Origin of the sequence: Limisalsivibrio acetivorans, assembly GCF_000421105.1 — a bacterium.
In the GTDB taxonomy this organism is placed as follows: domain Bacteria; phylum Chrysiogenota; class Deferribacteres; order Deferribacterales; family Geovibrionaceae; genus Limisalsivibrio; species Limisalsivibrio acetivorans.
The window spans coordinates 1,409,361-1,426,331 of sequence record NZ_ATWF01000001.1 but is presented as its reverse complement, the minus strand read 5'-3'; the positions used below and the strand labels follow the sequence as shown (position 1 = coordinate 1,426,331).

The 16,971-nt window shown below is 48.5% G+C and carries 19 protein-coding genes; 10 read left to right on the top strand and 9 right to left on the bottom strand.

What is annotated here, in order from left to right; translation table 11 throughout:
- Positions 1–3 precede the first annotated feature (3 nt).
- Together K300_RS16105 and K300_RS0106785 are read right to left on the bottom strand one after the other, a co-directional pair.
- Positions 4–1,686 carry a PAS domain S-box protein gene (locus K300_RS16105; RefSeq protein WP_022850915.1) on the bottom strand — a complete coding sequence of 561 codons (1,683 nt, stop codon included), beginning with the start codon at positions 1,684–1,686 and terminating at the stop codon, positions 4–6.
- 79 nt (positions 1,687–1,765) lie between these two features.
- Positions 1,766–4,027 carry an EAL domain-containing protein gene (locus K300_RS0106785; protein ID WP_022850914.1) on the bottom strand — a complete coding sequence of 754 codons (2,262 nt, stop codon included), beginning with the start codon at positions 4,025–4,027 and terminating at the stop codon, positions 1,766–1,768.
- A 222-nt stretch (positions 4,028–4,249) separates the two neighbouring features.
- On the opposite strand from K300_RS0106785, the gene K300_RS0106780 reads away from it, so the two are divergent.
- The 6 genes from K300_RS0106780 to K300_RS0106755 are packed head-to-tail and all read left to right on the top strand — an operon-like array spanning position 4,250 to position 8,178.
- On the top strand, positions 4,250–4,948 hold the full coding sequence (locus K300_RS0106780) for a DUF3450 family protein (RefSeq protein ID WP_022850913.1): 699 nt from the start codon (positions 4,250–4,252) through the stop codon (positions 4,946–4,948).
- On the top strand, positions 4,945–6,156 hold the full coding sequence (locus K300_RS16100; RefSeq protein ID WP_022850912.1) for a MotA/TolQ/ExbB proton channel family protein: 1,212 nt from the start codon (positions 4,945–4,947) through the stop codon (positions 6,154–6,156). The genes K300_RS0106780 and K300_RS16100 overlap by 4 nt, the downstream gene beginning before the upstream one ends.
- On the top strand, positions 6,149–6,523 hold the full coding sequence (locus K300_RS16095; protein WP_022850911.1) for a MotA/TolQ/ExbB proton channel family protein: 375 nt from the start codon (positions 6,149–6,151) through the stop codon (positions 6,521–6,523). The genes K300_RS16100 and K300_RS16095 overlap by 8 nt, the downstream gene beginning before the upstream one ends.
- Positions 6,510–6,917, top strand: a complete 408-nt coding sequence (locus K300_RS14860) for an ExbD/TolR family protein (protein ID WP_022850910.1) — start codon at positions 6,510–6,512, stop codon at positions 6,915–6,917. The genes K300_RS16095 and K300_RS14860 overlap by 14 nt, the downstream gene beginning before the upstream one ends.
- A gap of 2 nt (positions 6,918–6,919) precedes the next feature.
- Positions 6,920–7,561 carry an energy transducer TonB gene (locus tag K300_RS0106760; protein ID WP_022850909.1) on the top strand — a complete coding sequence of 214 codons (642 nt, stop codon included), beginning with the start codon at positions 6,920–6,922 and terminating at the stop codon, positions 7,559–7,561.
- Positions 7,558–8,178, top strand: a complete 621-nt coding sequence (locus tag K300_RS0106755) for a tetratricopeptide repeat protein (protein ID WP_022850908.1) — start codon at positions 7,558–7,560, stop codon at positions 8,176–8,178. The genes K300_RS0106760 and K300_RS0106755 overlap by 4 nt, the downstream gene beginning before the upstream one ends.
- Before the next feature lie 20 nt (positions 8,179–8,198).
- Here K300_RS0106755 and K300_RS0106750 read toward each other — a convergent pair whose 3' ends face one another.
- The gene (locus K300_RS0106750; protein WP_022850907.1) at positions 8,199–9,527 is read right to left on the bottom strand and encodes an alanine/glycine:cation symporter family protein; all 1,329 of its coding nucleotides are present in this window, start codon (positions 9,525–9,527) and stop codon (positions 8,199–8,201) included.
- Positions 9,528–9,649: 122 nt separating this feature from the next.
- Here K300_RS0106750 and K300_RS0106745 point away from each other — a divergent pair, with 122 nt between their 5' ends.
- On the top strand, positions 9,650–10,408 hold the full coding sequence (locus tag K300_RS0106745) for a glucose 1-dehydrogenase (RefSeq protein ID WP_022850906.1): 759 nt from the start codon (positions 9,650–9,652) through the stop codon (positions 10,406–10,408).
- A gap of 2 nt (positions 10,409–10,410) precedes the next feature.
- On the opposite strand, the gene K300_RS0106740 is transcribed toward K300_RS0106745, so the two are convergent.
- Positions 10,411–10,854 (bottom strand): rhodanese-like domain-containing protein, encoded by a 444-nt coding sequence (locus K300_RS0106740; protein ID WP_022850905.1) that lies wholly within the window; start codon positions 10,852–10,854, stop codon positions 10,411–10,413.
- A gap of 249 nt (positions 10,855–11,103) precedes the next feature.
- Between K300_RS0106740 and K300_RS0106735 the strand changes: the two genes are divergently transcribed.
- The gene (locus tag K300_RS0106735) at positions 11,104–11,691 is read left to right on the top strand and encodes a DJ-1/PfpI family protein (protein ID WP_022850904.1); all 588 of its coding nucleotides are present in this window, start codon (positions 11,104–11,106) and stop codon (positions 11,689–11,691) included.
- Between the two features lie 331 nt (positions 11,692–12,022).
- On the top strand, positions 12,023–12,319 hold the full coding sequence (locus K300_RS0106725) for a NosD domain-containing protein (protein WP_022850902.1): 297 nt from the start codon (positions 12,023–12,025) through the stop codon (positions 12,317–12,319).
- Between the two features lie 7 nt (positions 12,320–12,326).
- Here K300_RS0106725 and vapC read toward each other — a convergent pair whose 3' ends face one another.
- From vapC to K300_RS0106700, 5 genes are all read right to left on the bottom strand, one after another.
- Complete coding sequence (vapC, locus tag K300_RS0106720) at positions 12,327–12,743, bottom strand: type II toxin-antitoxin system VapC family toxin (RefSeq protein ID WP_022850901.1); 417 nt, start codon at positions 12,741–12,743, stop codon at positions 12,327–12,329.
- Entirely contained in the window at positions 12,740–12,940 is a 201-nt protein-coding gene (locus K300_RS0106715) for a type II toxin-antitoxin system VapB family antitoxin (protein WP_022850900.1), read from the bottom strand. Before K300_RS0106715 ends, vapC begins: the two co-directional genes overlap by 4 nt.
- Before the next feature lie 105 nt (positions 12,941–13,045).
- A complete protein-coding gene (locus K300_RS0106710) occupies positions 13,046–13,816 on the bottom strand; it encodes an ATP-binding cassette domain-containing protein (protein ID WP_026836341.1) in 771 nt (256 codons plus the stop codon).
- Positions 13,817–13,844: 28 nt separating this feature from the next.
- Entirely contained in the window at positions 13,845–14,492 is a 648-nt protein-coding gene (locus K300_RS0106705) for an amino acid ABC transporter permease (RefSeq protein ID WP_022850898.1), read from the bottom strand.
- A gap of 68 nt (positions 14,493–14,560) precedes the next feature.
- A complete protein-coding gene (locus K300_RS0106700) occupies positions 14,561–15,325 on the bottom strand; it encodes an ABC transporter substrate-binding protein (protein WP_022850897.1) in 765 nt (254 codons plus the stop codon).
- 339 nt (positions 15,326–15,664) lie between these two features.
- Here K300_RS0106700 and K300_RS0106695 point away from each other — a divergent pair, with 339 nt between their 5' ends.
- On the top strand, positions 15,665–16,951 hold the full coding sequence (locus tag K300_RS0106695; protein WP_022850896.1) for a 4Fe-4S dicluster domain-containing protein: 1,287 nt from the start codon (positions 15,665–15,667) through the stop codon (positions 16,949–16,951).
- Positions 16,952–16,971: the final 20 nt, after the last annotated feature.

Below are 16,971 nucleotides of genomic sequence, written 5' to 3'. Positions count from 1 at the left end.
TATCTATAAATCCTTAAACGGCTCGGAACCGTCGTCATCATTGAGGTTTAGGTATGAGTATAGGTTCACATCCTTACCCTTGATCCCGAGCTTTCTTCTTATGTTTTTTCTATGTGTTTGTGCTGTTTCAAAGGATATGTTCAGGTTTTCGCAGATCTCTTTTGTGGTGTATCCCCCTTGAATGAGGCGGCAGATACGGTTTTCAGTCTTGCTCAGCCTTGTTATGGCATCGGAAGCTTTGCTCGTGCTCCCCTTTGTGAGGTTATTGAGCTGTTCTGTGAGGATATTTTCATACATCTCCCTGATCTCCGGGTCATTCTCTTTGGACAGCTTCTGTATGGAGGGTAGAACCTCACCTTGTATCTTATGGCCTATCTCTTCAGATACGCAGGTTTTATCCCTTTCGATGGATTTAAGGACATTTCTGAGGGTGATGTTCATCTCCTCCGCCTGCTTTTTCTCCCTTATGAGGTTTTCCTCCATGGATTTCCTTGCGGATATATCCCTTATGATGAAGTGGAAAAAGGTATTATTGTCCAGATCTATTCTGTTCACAGTGATACTTGCGGGGAAGAATGAGCCGTTTCTGTATGCCTGAACATCCCCGCTCCAGCTTTCGCCGTCTCCAAGATTCCATGTGAAATGATCCATCCGCCCTGTGGTTTCAGGGTGGAGGAGCGAGTTTATCCTTTTGCCGACGAACCCGCCGGAATCTATGTCGAAAATCTCGCAAGCCTTATAGTTTGCCTTATATACCATGAGTTCGGAGTTTACCAGTAGTATACCATCACCGGCGGACTGGAAGAGGGCGTTCAGGTGCTTTACGGATCTTGCAACGTCCCGGGTGCGTTTCTCCACCATCTGTTCCAGTTGTTTGCGGCTGTCCGCCAGCCATGTTACATCGCTGAGGATAAACATGTATCCGCAGGAGGCGAGTGCCACGCTGGAAAGATCCGATAACGTCAGGTTAAAGTGTTTATCCTTAAGGGATATTTCTGTGGACTTATTCAGATAGCTTTCCGATGCACTCTGCATATTATCCTCGGGGAGGCCGAGTGTTTCACAACAGCAGGCGCCGGTTACATCGCCGAAGAACTCCACTGCGCCACGGTTCAGCTCGCTTATCTTTCCCTCGCCGTCGGTCACTAGTACAAAGTCGCTTGTTGAGTCGAAGATGTTCTCGTATTTACATTTCTCCAGGGTAAGGTTTCTGTTGGCGGATATTATGGATGCCGATGTTTCGCCGTCTGACGAGTCCTTCGTCCAGTCGCCCATGAAAACCGTTTCGTAGGCATCGAAGAACTTCCTCAGCTGTGTTACCGCCCGAAGCTTGTCCTCCGCCTCGACGTCAAGGTTCAGGACAATATCCTCAATGGAGTGGATCATGGTTTTGAAGCATCCTAGATACATCTCCGCAGTAAGGCCCCGGTCCCGATGCCTTCTGGCAACATCTAGGGAGAAGTCTGTGGTATTGCGCATATCCTGCATTATGCGGGAGAACGATGCCTCATCACTGTTCTCAAGGGCAGAACGGATAGGTTCGATGACGCCACGAAAGCTCAGGATGCAGTCCTCACGCTTTGCAGTGGTGTATTCCAAATACCCCATGGCGGCCATGTACTTTACCCAGTTTTCAAGGAATTCTTCAATATGTTGAGATAGTTTTTCAATAACACCCAGGCTCATCGTACCTCCACAGCGGTAGTTATATATAAATACTACCTATCGGCTATTAATCAATAGGAAATGAGCGTAAGGATGGGGTTCAGGCTATGGCTTCTCTGGACGGGGAGTAGTCTGAGGCTTCCTCCGCATCAACCCTTGGGGCAGATATATAGTAACCTTGAGAATAATTTATGCCCAGCTCTCTTATAGTTCTGAATATACTTTCTTCGGAGACAAACTCCGCAACGGTTTTAACGTTAATATCCGAGGCGAAGTTTGCAATGGTCTTAACGAGCTTGTACGACACCTCATCGGTGCATACGCTTCTTACAAGGCTGCCGTCTATCTTCAGATAGTCGAGATCCAGCCTGAGCAGGTGTTCAAAGTTTGAGTATCCCGTGCCGAAGTCGTCCACTGCAATCTTGCACCCGAGAGCTTTCATCCTGCGTATGAAGGTCTGCACCGTACTGTATGTGTCGACCTTTTCACTTTCCAGAAGCTCGAAAACCATAGTGGCATTGATCCTTTCGCTCATAAGCTTGTTTTCGATGTAGTCAACCAGTTCTTCGTTGAGTATATCCTCTACACCGAAATTGATTGAGAATTCAACATCCTTGTGGCGGAACTTCTCAATGCAGCTGTCTACCATGATTCTGGTTAGCTTGGGGTAAAGCTTGGTCTTCTTTATAAATGGGAGGAAGGCGCCGGGGCTTATAACCGAACCGTCTCTGCTTATCATTCTGATGAGACATTCGTATTTTGTTATCATTCCTCTGTTGTTGTCGTATATAGGCTGGAAATAGGGGACGAACCTCCCCTCGTCTACGGCGTCCCGCACCTTGCTATATAGCTCCATGTTTCGGAGGTGCTCTCTGCTGTCCTCCATGGAGGTTGTATAGACCATAAAATCAAGCCTGGCATCCCTCGCCTTTTTAAGGGCTTTTCCGGCACTCTGGAGGAGACCGGGACCGATCTGGGATATCCCTGCGGAGACGGATATGTTGATCTCAACACCGTTGAAGTTGAAAACGTGGTTTTCGAAGAAGTATATGGTGTCCTGCACCAGAAGGTTCTCGAAGCCTGTTTCACGGTTGAAAAGAACCACAAACTCATCCCTGTCCAGATGATATACAGTGTAGCCGATGCCTGTTGCCGATTTTTCCACCAGTTCAGCTGTTTTCTCCCTCAGATGCTCAGAGAAAGCCTTAATGATGTAATCCCCAGCTTCGATACCGTATATATCATTGATAATTTTGAAGCTGTCTATGTTGTACAGGATCAGGGAGTGCTCTGTGCTCCCCGTTGTGTCTTTGAGTAGGGCGTTACGGTTGGGGAGGTTTGTCAGGTGATGGGTGTAGTGCTTTTTGTATAGAAGCTTCCTCCCATGATCGATGGAACGCAGCATTGCGCTGAAGTTCCGGTTGAGGATGAACCAGGCGAGGAGTGCCACTGCAGCTATTACCACAAATGAAATGATTATGAAGTTCCTGAAACGCATAACCTCCGAGTGGAACCTGTGGGCTATTACAATCCTGCCGATGGTTTCACCTTTGAAGTTTTTTATCTCCATGCTCGGTGTAACGGCGTGGTAGTTTTCGTTTATGGGAATTATTGTTGAAAGGGTGTTGATGTTTTCGGCGGCGCTTAACTCACTGAAATAGTCGATGGTGTAGTCATTAAGGTAGTAATTACCTACCACAATACGGCTCTCACCGGGGTTAACAACCTTGTCTATTCTGAGAAAGAGGGCGTTATCCAGATTGATTATTTCCTTAATCTTTGAGGAAACGAAACCGATACTTCGCACAACCTCAAAGGCACCCACTATTCTCCCTTCATGGTAAATGGGAACCACTGTCCGGTGGAACACTCCGTCCTTGCCCGATTCGATACCGAATACGGGTTCTCCTTTGGAGAGTGCTATACGGGGCATCTCAAGGGAGGGGTGGTTTAGTTCTCCGAAATGCTCCTCGCCCAGCAGGCGTGTTACAAGGTGCCCATTGCTGTCGTAGAAGCTGGCGTCCTCAACGAAATTGTCTTTGGTGATGATAGTACTGAATTGTCTGAGAGCAGAGCTTCTGAGAGCTTTAATGTCTTTTTGGTGGAGTGCGGCGGAAACGGCTTTGTTTCCAGCAATTTCAGTTGCTTCTTCTATAAAGTGCATCTTGATGTGGTGCTGGAGGAAGCTTGTGTAGACGTTTCTTACCTGTCTGTTTTTTTCATTCAGGTTGTCGAGCATGTAGCTTTTGACAAAGCCGTAGCCTATGCCGATGAATATGGCAGCCTGAGCAAAGATGATAAACAGAACAAGAGTTATGGAGCGTTTTTTTGCCACTTTTGTTCCGGTTCCTAGTGCTTCCATTCCCCTCTCACTAAAGATACTTTATCCGTTTTGGACACAACCTTACTGGGTCCCCTTTTCGGGTGCAAAGAGCAATATAGTTAGAAATAATTAGAAAGATCCGTGCTTTTTGTCAGCTTTTTGTTAAATCGAATCTGCGATTCTAACCCTTCTCCTTGACAATTGCCGAAAGTCTATGAATTATTCTTTATCGTATCCATTGAGGATCACCCGGAGGTCTGGATGTTTACCCGCTTTTTCTGTGCCCTTGTATTAATCCTTTTCATGACAGCACCCGCCGCATATTCCGCACCCTCGGATTATCTGGAGAGGGCGGAGGAGACAGGCAGGCTTATTGAGGCAGAGAGGGAGAGGAGTGCTGAGCTCACGGACGAAGGGAAACAGCTGACTGAAGAGATACTGAGGCTGAGGCAGGAGCAGAGCAGGCTTAAAACCGAGAACGCCTACCTTAAATCACAGCTTAAATCTAGGGCTGCATCCGATGTACAGATGGACGATGAAAGTGTTTTGAAAGTTCTGAGAACGGCTGCTCTCTCCATTGAGAAATCACTGAGCCCCTTCTGTATGGAGGAGTCAAAGCAATTAATCGATAATGCCATCGAATCGATGGGTGATACTGATCTGGCCATGGGTGACAAGCTCCGTCTGGTGGCTGAACTTTACCTCTCCGCCGCAGAATGCGAATCAGCAGTTGAGCTCCGCACAGGGGTCTTCAATGACGGGAGCTCCAGTTTTGCCGGAACCTATCTGCGCCTTGGTTCCTACAGCACATATTTCATAAAAGAGGACTCCACCGCCTGCTGGCTTATCGGTGTGGGGAGGCTTGATGTCTGCCGCAAAGTGGCCGATGCGGTTATGGTACTCCGCAAAAGAATTGCGCCGGATATTGTAACGCTCCCCGTGAACAGGGGTGCGGAATGAGGTATATAGCCACAGCTCTTATAGTCATTCTTATTGCGGTGTTCGCCCACGCTTCGGATTGGGAGAGAACTGGGGACAGGATCCTTGATTCCGCTGAGCAGAGGCTTGAAAACCTGCGGGAATACAACGCAGGAAGCGAGGCAAACCTTGGGGCTATGCGTGCTGAGGCTGAGAAGCTCAGACGCGAGGTTAAGGATCTGAGGGCTGAAAACAAAGTTCTTGTGGAAAGGGTAAGAGCCCTTCCGGAAAGGGATGAGTCCACCGGTGTAGAGGATGCGTTTGCAGAAGCCTTTATGCAGGGAGAGTCTTTTAATAAGAGAGCTAGACTGCTTGGCGTATCCTTCCCCGACCCTGAACCGCCATACACAGCGGCCAAGCTCTCCGCACTGCTCGCCTATTACGCAAGGACTGCAGAAAAAGCCACAAAGGCTGAAGTTTACCGGGGGAGTTTCTATGACCAAAATGGTGACAGCCGTACGGGTGATATCCTCCGGGCAGGCTCAGCAGGGCTTTACGCCGCAGGACCGGATGTTTACGGACTTCTTTACTACGATGAAGGGATAAACGCCCTGCGTCTCCATGAGGGTTACGAGGGGAGTTTGCAGGCATTCCTTGGTGGTGAGAGTTCATCCCTCCCCGTTGATGTGACAGGGGGGGCGGTTTTAAGCAGCGGAGGACTCTCCATCTCTTCCGGCGGGGTAATCGTATACATAATACTCGCCCTCGGCGCAATCGCTGTGCTCACGGCGGTTTTCAAGTTTATACAGCTTTATCTCCTCACAGCCCGAACAACCAGAGCGGAACGCAACGAAGGGCGTGTGGGGATAAACACTCCTGCCGGCAAAGTTCTGGCCGCTTACAGTGAAGCTGGCAGAGGCTCGGCGGAGGGTGAGTTCATACGCATCTCGGAGAACCTTCTCCGCTTGCTCCCCACCATGGCTGTAATAGGCGGGGTAACGCCTCTGCTGGGGCTTCTGGGCACGGTTACAGGCATTATCAAAACCTTCGGCTCCCTCGAAAACTATGGTGCAGGGGACATCTCCGCACTTTCAGGAGGAATATCCGAAGCACTTCTAACCACCCAGGCAGGGCTCGCCGTGGCGGTTCCCGTTCTGATAGTCCACCACCTGCTCAGAAGGAAGGTTTCCGCCGAGGAGGCGGAGATGGAGCGTGTTCTTGCCGTTGTCTCGGAGGATGGGGATGGTTGATGATATAATCCTTCTCTGTATCTTCGGGGTCTCTGTCTGGGGGTGGACAAACGGCATCTGCTCACTTTTTGGAATATACGGGAAAAGCCCTGACATACCATTGATAAAACGGAGGATTTCCTCTCTCAGAACTGCCTCAGCAGTCACCCCTCTACTGGGGCTTCTCGGAACCATCAGCGGTCTTGTACAGGTTTTCGGCATAATCGCCGGAACTGGCAGTGTAGAGCCCGCCTATCTATCCGAGGGGATCTCCACCGCACTGATAACTACCCAGGCGGGGTTAGTCACTGCTATTCCCGCATACCTTGCCGCCAGAATCCTGGACAGAAGAGCCGAACGCAGGGGGTTAAGCCTTGCGAAGGTATAGAAGACGCACCGAAAACGAAGCGGGTATGGATATAACCCCCCTTGTGGATATGGTTTTCATACTCCTTGTATTTTTCATTGTCACAGCGGGTTTTGTGAGCGAGAAGGTTCTGGATGTTGAGAGACCCTCCGCAACGAATACCGTTGATGTCCGTGGTGAACGGATAACAGTCTCCCTTGGAGAGGAGGGGCGGATAAGTGTGGATGGAGAGGGGAAAACCCTGCGCAGTGCTGGTTTGGCTGTGGAAGAATTTCTGCTGGATAACCCCGGAGCGTCGGTTGTTGTAGCCGCACACAGAAACAGCCGTACGGAGGAGCTTGTCCGTCTGCTGGATATACTCAAATCCGCCGGAGCAAAGGATATAGGTCTTTCCGCACAGCCCACGGAGGAGTGAGTATGCGCTTTACCGCACTGGTCATAGCCGTTGTTCTTAATCTCCTCCTCTTCTATTCCTTAGGCATACTGAACTTTGAGGATGAAACACCTGTACAGCTCCCCAGCGATGAGCCTGTGCGTATAAGAAACGTTAATCCACCCGAAACGGCACCCCCCTCTACTGGCGTTGATGCAGAGCGGAGTCCACTGCCCGGGCTTCCGGAGCCTTCATCTAAACCGGTACGTGAAACAAGCAACGGTAAGGTAAGGGAGCCCGAACCGTCAGAAAACCTTCCATCATTAGAGTTTGAAAGCGAGTTCGCTGGTGAGGATAAGAGCAGGGCGGATAATGCTCAGACCATCGAAGGATCTGGATCAACCGAAAAGCCGGAGGCTGGAGATACTGGTTTGAGTAAGCCTGAACCCGTCTATACTCCCCAGCCGGAGTACCCCTTTATAGCCAGAAAGCGTGGTATCGAAGGTTATGTGCTCATCAGTGCAGAGGTGTCGGCCAAAGGGGAGGTTCTTTCCATGGAGGTTATCGAGGCTGAGCCGGAAGGGGTCTTTGAGGATGCTGCGTTGGAGGCTGTGGGGGAATGGCGTTTCACAGAATCGCCGAAAGCATCGGCGGTTCGTATCCCCGTGAGGTTTGAACTGAAATGAGAACGGTAATCGCTTTTTTGACAATCCTTTATGCTGTTGTCTCCTTTGCATGTGAGACTGCAGAGGAGTGCTACTTCCTCGGTAAGGCGGCCTATGACGACGGCAGGTTTCATGAGGCTCTGACTTTGATTGAGCAGGCCATGGAGCTATCGGGGGATGGGCGGCTCTATATCCCTGCTGGGATGAGTGCGGAAAGGGCGGGGGTCTACGAAAAGGCGGAGCGTTATTACCGCCTCGCCGGTGATGATGACGCCCTTCGGCGGGTTATGCTCGCCACTGGGAACTGCGAAGACGGGCTGGGGCTTTATGAGCAAAAGCTGGATGCGGAACCGGATAACTCAACAGCATGGCGTAATTACGCCGCTTTTGCAAAGCAATGCGGCAGGGAGCACAGGGCGGAATTTGCAGAAAGAGTGGTTTCGGGTGGCGGTGTTCACGGCGAAGTGGATAAGGAACCATGGAATCTCATATACACAGGGAGATACAGCGAGGCTGGGAGTGCATTTGAGGGACTGCTGAGTGCCGGTGACAAAAGCGGGTGTGAAGGGCTGAGAGTGCTGGCCGTTTTACAGGGTGCACCGGAACCTGAATGCGCAGAAAAGGGGGCACAGCCCTAAGGACCGTGCCCCAAAGATTATTACACGTCTTTCATCTTTTCCTTGGTTACCTTCATAAGCACAAAAGAGAGCCCGAGAAGGCCGATGAGGTTCGGTACGGCCATCATACCGTTGAACATGTCGGAAACGTTCCATACGAAATCCGTTTTCCATAGCGCACCGTAGAATACGCTGAAGCAGTAGATAGCCTTGTAAAAGTAAGAGAACTTGATACCGAACAGGAACTTGGAGCACTGCTCGCCGTAGTATGACCAGCCGATGATTGTTGAGTATGCGAAGATGGCAAGCGTTACCGCAAGCAGGATATCCCCTATGCCGCCGAAGCTCTGTACGAAGGCCATGCCTGTTAGCTCGGAACCGGTGGCTCCGCTGCTCCATACACCTGTCAGCAGGATTGCGAATGCTGTAAGCGTGCAGAGTATTATTGTGTCGAAGAAGGTTCCTGTCATGGCTATGAGACCCTGACGCACTGCATTGTCCGTCTTCGCCGCCGCATGGGCTATGGGTGCGCTTCCAAGTCCAGACTCGTTGGAGAATACTCCTCTTGCAACGCCGTATCTCATGGCATCACGCACGACGGAGCCTGCGAATCCGCCTGTGGCCGCAACGGGGTTGAAGGCAGATTCGATGATGAGGGCGATTACACCGCCGAGCTTATCTACATTCATAATCACGATTATCATCACAAGGATGAAGTAAAGTACCGCCATAAAGGGAACAAGCTTCTCCGTTACCCTTCCGATACGTGTGATCCCGCCGATGATAACAAGTGCGGTCAGCGCAGTTACGATAACACCCGTTACGATAGGGGGGATGTTGAAGGCGGTATTCATGGAGTTTGCAACGGCGTTGCACTGCACCATGCTTCCGATACCGAAGGAAGCGAACATACCGAAGATTGCAAATGCCGCTCCGAGCCACTTGAGTTTGAGCCCTTCGCTTATGTAGTACATAGGTCCGCCGATGGTGCTTCCGTCCTCAAGCTCCTTGCGGTAGGTTACGGCAAGCACCGCCTCGGCGTACTTGGTTGCCATGCCGAAGAAGGCCGTTACCCACATCCAGAAGATAGCACCGGGCCCTCCTGCGGCGAGTGCTGTTGCAACACCGACGATGTTTCCGGTTCCCACCGTTGCGGACATTGCCGTTGTGAGAGCCTGAAGGGGAGGGATCTCGCCCTTGCCGCTTGAATCCCTTTTCATGATGAGCTTGAGAGCTCTGGGAAGACAGCGAATCTGAATAAAACCGAGGGAGAGTGTCAGCCAGACACCGGTACCCAGTAGAAGTACGAGCATGTAGGGTCCCCAGACCACACCGCCCAGATAGCTTACTAAACTGTTGATTCCTTCCATAATTTGCCCCTGAAAAAAATGAATTTGTTAAAAAAAGAAAACATATATTTACTACTTGAACGTTATGAATTCAAGGTTAAACTGCATAATGAAGGGATACTGTTTTAAAAAGGGAGGAAAAAATGGAGAAAACGGTCATTGTCACAGGGGGAGCCCAGGGTATCGGCTTTTCTGTAGCAGAAAAGCTTTATAAAGAGGGGTGGTATGTTCTTATTGCGGATAAAGACCCCGAGGCCTGCAAGGAGGCGATGGAGTATTTCAAGGATAGCGAGAGTGTTTTAACCCTTGTCACCGATGTCTCCGATGAGGGCTCCGTTGAAAGGTGCGTTCAGACGGCATTGGAGCATTTCGGCAGGCTCAACGGGCTTGTGAACAATGCCGGTATTGCGGAACCGGACAGCGGACCTGTGAAGAAACTGAGTCTGGATGACTGGAACCGGGTTATCGGAACAAACCTCACCGGTGCATTCCTTATGGCGAAATACGCCGCACCGCACATCAAAAAACATAACGGCTCCATCGTAAATATCTCATCCACAAGGGCATTGCAGTCCGAAAAGAATAGTGAGGCGTATGCCGCTTCCAAGGGGGGTCTTTTGGCTTTGACCCATTCCCTCGCCGTAAGCCTTGGACCGAAGGTTCGTGTCAACGCCATAAGCCCCGGCTGGATAAACGCATCAGGCTTGCAGAAATCATCCGCCGGAGGAGGATATACCCCCACTGCCAGGGATCACAAACAGCACCCCGCCGGCAGAGTTGGCAGGCCGGAGGATATCGCAGAGATGGTCTCCTACCTTCTTTCGGACAGAGCCGGCTTCATAACGGGGCAGAACTTTGTCATAGACGGCGGTATGACCGTCAAGATGATCTACGAGGAGTAGAACTATTTGATAACGATACCGCTTTCCTTAAATTTGACCTTGCCGTCATTCCAGAAGATGTTGTTTCCGGTGTAGCCGCATCCTCCGTCCTCAACAGGGTCTTTAAGGTTGAAGTAGCTTTCCTCCGCTCTGGGGCCGTAAGGGCATACGAATATTACGTATTTATCCCCTGGTATCTGCTCAAGGAATAGCTCACAGCCGTTGTCCTCTATGAATAGGTTTACGGGTACGTTTTTGGCGTTAGGGGCGGGGTCGTCCTCATGCTCCATATCCGAGCGGACATCGATGAAGACTATGTTTTCGGGTATACCGTTTTTGATGGTTTTCTTGAGCCACTTTCGGTCCACTGAGCCTTCCTCTTTGCCGGGTTTAATGCTGTCAACGGTTTGGGCGAAGAGGGCAGGGATCGTAAGGATCATAATCAGAACGAATATTAACTTTTTCATAAATAAATTCTCCCTATAAATAATCCTAATTAACTACTCCTTTCATGTGTGTTCGTCAAGGGTAGTCCATCCTTTTGGTATGGAAGGGATAAAGAGATTATGCTCACTACTGTGTCATAATTATGTCAAATTATTAGGTACATAGCTCTTTTGATGATTTTCTGCATTTGTTGATTGAAGGATTTGCTGGTGTTATAATTACACTAGCGCCGTGATTAAAAAAACTTTTGGCGCAAGGAGGAAAAAACTATGGCAGCTAAGAAGATTCTTATGCTTGTGGGAGACTTCGTTGAGGACTACGAGGTTATGGTTCCGTTCCAGATTCTGCTCTGCGTGGGGCATGATGTTAGAGCCGTTTGCCCGGGAAAAGCGAAGGGGGATACCGTTAAAACTGCCATCCATGATTTCGAGGGGGATCAGACCTATACGGAGAAGCCTGGTCACAACTTTATGCTCAATGAAACCTTCGATGATGTGAACACCGATGACTATGACGCACTTGTGATCCCCGGGGGAAGGGCGCCTGAATATATCAGGCTGGACCCGAAGGTTATCGAGATAGTGCAGAGATTTGCAGAGGCGAAGAAGCCCATCGCGGCTATATGCCACGGCCCTCAGGTTCTTGCAGCGGCGGGAGTTATCGATAATGTTACATGCTCATGCTATCCGGCGGTTGCGCCCGATGTTAACCTTGCCGGAGGAACATACGAGCCGAACAACGAAACGTTCAGCAACGCCCATGTGGATAAAAACTTTGTTACAGCACCCGCATGGCCCGCCCATCCTGAATGGATGAAGAAATTCCTCGGCCTCCTCGGCACAAAGATCGAACTCTAAAAAAATCAAAGGCGGGTGAAATACCCGCCTTTTATACTTGCGTAAAACAGAATAAGGTATAGTTTGATATTGTAGTTCACATAGAGAGGTTATTGTTAATGTTAGGTATAAGAATCATAGTTTCGAAAGATGTAAAAATGAAAGATTGTAGTATTGATGGTTATGAGCAGGGTGTAGAGATTGAAGATTCAGAAGGTATAAAAGTCAAAAATATAGTGATTAAATCGATAAAATTACATAAAGTTAGAATTACCTTGTTGTTTCTGATGATTTTGTATGCACTTATAAATTTTTTTACTCGTATCACAGATGTTTTATTAGGAATTATTTCATGGTAGGAATTCGTATTCAAGGTGGTATTAACAACAAAATTTTAAACTCACATGTGTCTGGTTGTGATTTGGGGATTGTGATTGAAGGTTCAGAGAATAGTACCGTTGACGGATCAACTGTTACAAATTGCAATGAAGGTATTTTAGTTGTTAGCGCTATCGGTACGGAAATAAACAATACTGAAGTAATAAATTCTATTAATTCAGAAGAACTCAAAAGCAAAAAGAATCGAAAATTTGTAATTGCAAATTTTCGAGCTCTACCAATCAAATTATTTAATGCACTATGGGCTTAGGTTGAATTTATTTACTTATCCATCCATACATCTCAATCCCTATGTATTTCGAATAGTTATTGAAATCATTATCCAGTGTGAATATTGGGATGCCGTTTCGACTAGCGGCGGCGCAGATGAAAAAGTCCACATGGGAGCCCTGAACACCCTTCCTGCGGCATGTGTTGCAGAAGCGTGCGGCTAGCTCGTATGTGTCTGTGTCAACGGGCAGATCATCGAATGCACTAAGCTTCTCTCTTAGAATGTTGAAGGTTTTCTCAGAAGATATACCAGAGAGCAGTTCCTGGCGGATCTGCCCCAGTATAGCCACCCTCGAATCCTGTATAAGGCCGCTAAGCTCATCAACAATGCGCAGTTCTGCATCGCTTACGGATCTTCTGCGAAGAGCAAGCGACCATACTGATGTGTCCACAAGAACCTTCATTCCCTGTTCCTTAGCTTCTTGTAGTCATAATCCTCTCCATATTCAACTGAACCGAAAAGATCAATTACTTCAATTTGTTTCCGTCTTTGGATGAATTCTTTTAAAGCGGTGTTCACAGTGTCTTTCTTAGTCTTAAGACCGCTGATCTTCAGTGCCTCATCCAGCAGTTTGGTGTCGATTGCAAGGTTAGATGCCATCTTAGCACCTCCATAATACTAAACTACACAGATGAATGTGTGAGATCAAGTGTAAAGCTGGATAGTTATAAAAAAAGGGAGCTAAAAAACCGCCCCCGCCTTTATTTATACTATTCCGGAATTTTCTCTGGCATCAAGGATATCGCCAAGGAACTGCTGGGTGCGTTCCTCCTTCGGTTCTGTGAAGATATCCTGGGGTTTTCCTTCCTCAACGATGTAGCCGTCCGCCATGAAGACGACTCTATCTGCAACCCTGTCCGCAAAGCCCATCTCGTGGGTGACAACAAGCATTGTCATCCCCTCCTTCGCAAGGTCTTCCATTACACGGAGAACCTCGCCCACAAGCTCCGGATCAAGCGCTGAGGTAGCCTCGTCGAAGAGCATGATATCCGGTTCCATGGCGAGTGCACGGGCTATGGCAACCCTCTGCTTTTGCCCGCCGGAAAGGGTGTTCGGGTAATCGTTGTGCTTGTCTTCAAGCCCCACCTTCTCGAGAAGTTCCACAGCTCTTTTCTTTGCTTTTTTCCTCGGCATATCAAGCACATGTACCGGTGCTTCTATCACATTTTCCATGACAGTTTTATGAGGAAAAAGATTGAACTGCTGGAAAACCATCCCAACGTTTGTGCGCACACTGTTCAAATGCTTCTGAAACTGCTTTGAGGGAAGCGATGTGTCATTAAGCAGTGTACCTTCTATGTAGATCTCACCCTGAGTCGGTTCTTCAAGGTGGTTTACGCACCTCAGGAGGGTGCTCTTGCCAGAACCGCTCGGTCCGATAATCGCCAGAACCTCGCTGTGGGCAACATCTATATCGATACCCTTCAGTACCTCGTTTTCGCCGAAGTATTTGTGAAGATCCTTAATCTGTACCATTGGTGTTTCTGCGTCCATAATCCCCTCCCTAGTAGGCTAGTTTCTGCTCTACTTTGCTGAGCAGAAGGCTTGTTGCCGTTGTGAGAACCGCATAAAGGAAAGCCGCCATGAGATACATCTCAAAGGGCTTGTAGGTCGAGCCGATAAGTCTCTGAGCTGTAAGAGTAAGTTCCACAAGGGTGATTGTGGAAACCAGCGAGGTGTCCTTTATGAGAATCACGAAGTTGTTTCCGAGGGCGGGTATGGCAATCCGCATAGCCTGGGGGAGTATGATCCGCCGCATGGCAAGTTTTGAAGACATACCCAGACTTCTGGAAGCCTCCATCTGCCCGGCGGGGACGGACATGATACCGCCCCTTATAGCCTCTGCATTATATGCTCCTGTATTCATGGAAAGGCCAAGCACACCCGAGAAGAAGGGCCCGAGGTCTATACCCATCTGAGGTAGTCCGAAATAGATGAGAAACAGCTGAACGAGCAAGGGTGTAGAACGTACAATCCATACGTAAAAGCTTGAGATTCCCCTGAGAACTGGATTTTTAGAAAGCTTTAGCAGTGCGGCCGCAAGGCCGATTATGAAACCGCCTATCAGTGCTAGCACTGATATTTCCAGTGTTAATACCGCCCCTTTCAGCAGAAAGGGGAAGTAATGTACTATTACATCCCAATCAAGCATTTAAAAAACCGTATCCTTAGAATAATTAAGGCTCCCTGCATATCAGGGAGCCGGGTGTTACATAATAATCAGCGAACGTCGATACCAAGCCACTTCATGCTGATGCTGTGGTATGTTCCATCCTCTTTCATCTCTGCGAGTGCTTCATTCATAGCCTTCTTAAGCTCTGGGTTACCCTTCCTGAGAGCGATTCCCATCCTCTCTTCATAGAGAAGATCTCCCACAAGCTTAAGGGGGGCCGCCTTGTCCTTAATGGCGAGTGCGCCCACGATCTTATCTGTAACGAAGGCGTCGATCCTGCCTGTGGCAGTTTCAAGAACCATGTCCGGAACACCCTTATAGGTTCTTATCTTCACACCCTCGATGTTATTGCGTACCCATTCTTCGTATGTTGTTCCAAGTGTTACGCCTATCTTCTTACCCTTTAGTTCATCCACAGAAGTGAAGCCTGCATCTTCCTTGGCGAAAACCTGTGCACCGCTTCTGTAGTAAGGTTCTGTGAAATCGATGGATTTAAGCCTCTGGTCGGTTATTGCCATACTTCCGCATATAACGTCATACTTCTCTGCGAGCAGACCTGCGATAATGCCGTCCCATGCTGTTGTAACAGGTTTGGGCTTAACACCGATGCGCTTTGCGATCTCCTTACCTATCTCAACATCGAACCCTGCGACTTCATTGTTTTCATCAACGAAGTTGAATGGGGGATACTGTCCTGTGAGTGCATAGGAAAGTGTGTTCTCTTCCTTAACGTCTTCGAGCCCGCCGGCGATGGCCGTAAGGCTTGTAAGCATGAATACCATAACGAAAAAAGCTCTTAGAAAATTTTTCATAACCAATCTCCTAGTAATTTTCTATCTCTATTATATCAGGTTCTCTGACAGTTTAACGGGTGAGTACAGCCAGAGACCGTACGAGGCTTGTGTTTTGGAGTGTGTTTATAAACTATTTCTTTACTCATACTTGAAGCATTCATATTTAAATAGTCAATATATGAAATATTATAAGATGAATTTATCATAGGAGGATAATATATTCAAGGGTAATAATCGGGTAATATATGTCTGCTGAAGATGGAAGGTGCTGAAAATAGTGAGGAAAACAGTGCGGTTTGATTTGAGTGGTTTAGAAATGTATAATAGTTAAAGATTTTATTTATTAAGAGGTTTTAAATGGCACATCTAACAGCCCGCAAGGGTTTCAGCGATCTGATAGAGCGGTTAAACAGGTTTCCACAGGGAGCCCCCACATCGGAGAACCTTTATAAGATATTGTCAATATTGATGACAGAAGAGGATGCGGGGTATATTGCCCAGCTCCCCATAAAGCCCTTCAATGCGGAGCAAGCCGCAAAGATATGGAAGGTTAGCCATAAAGAGGCAAAGAAGCGGCTTGAGAGCTATGCAGATAAGGTTATTCTTATTGACATTATGGGGGATGATGGAGAGATGCAGTACGTTCTTCCGCCCCCAATGGCTGGTTTTTTCGAGTTTTCCATGATGCGGACCCGAGGCGATATAGACCAGAAGCTCCTCAGCGAGATGTTCTATGAATACATCACCGTAGAGGAGGACTTTATCAAGTCTCTCTTCACCGACGGGGAAACACAGCTCGGACGAGTCTTTGTTAATGAGCCCGCCCTGCCTAATCAGGAGTCCCTGCATGTTTTGGATTATGAGCGTTCAAGCGAGGTTATCAACACCGCACAGCATATGGGCGTAAGTATGTGTTACTGCAGGCATAAGATGGAGCATGCCGGCAAAGCCTGCGATGCACCTATGGATATATGCATGACCTTCGGTAATGTTGCGGATTCGCTTATACGCCACGGGTATGCAAGGCGTGTTGAAGCATCGGAGGGGATGGACCTTCTGCAGGAGGCCTATGAGCATAACCTTGTGCAGTTCGGCGAGAATGTGCAGAAGGAGGTCGGTTTCATATGCAACTGCTGCGGATGTTGCTGCGAGGCGATGATTGCGGCAAGGCGTTTCGGGCTTATGAACCCCGTACACACATCAAACTACCTTCCAGAGATAGATGAAGGTAACTGCACAGGATGCGGTAAATGTGCCGAAATATGCCCCGTAGAAGCGCTGGGAATGGTTTCCGCCAATGATCCTGAAAAACCCAGAAGAAAAACTGTAAAGTTGGATACGGATATCTGCCTGGGATGCGGGGTGTGCGTTAGAGTGTGTAATCAGGATGCCCTCAGTCTTAAGGAGCGTGGTGAGCGGGTTATAACACCTGTGAACTCCGTTCATAAGTCCGTGATGATGGCCATTGAGCGTGGAACGTTCCAGCACTTACTCTTTGATAATAGAGCACTCTTCAGCCACAGGGCTATGGCGGCAGTGCTTGGTGCAGTTCTAAAAATGCCACCTGTTAAGCAGATAATGGCATCGGAGCAGGTTAAGTCCCGTTATTTTGGGAAGATGTTGGAGAAGCACAAGCAGGTCTGATTTTATGGATGGAACTTTCC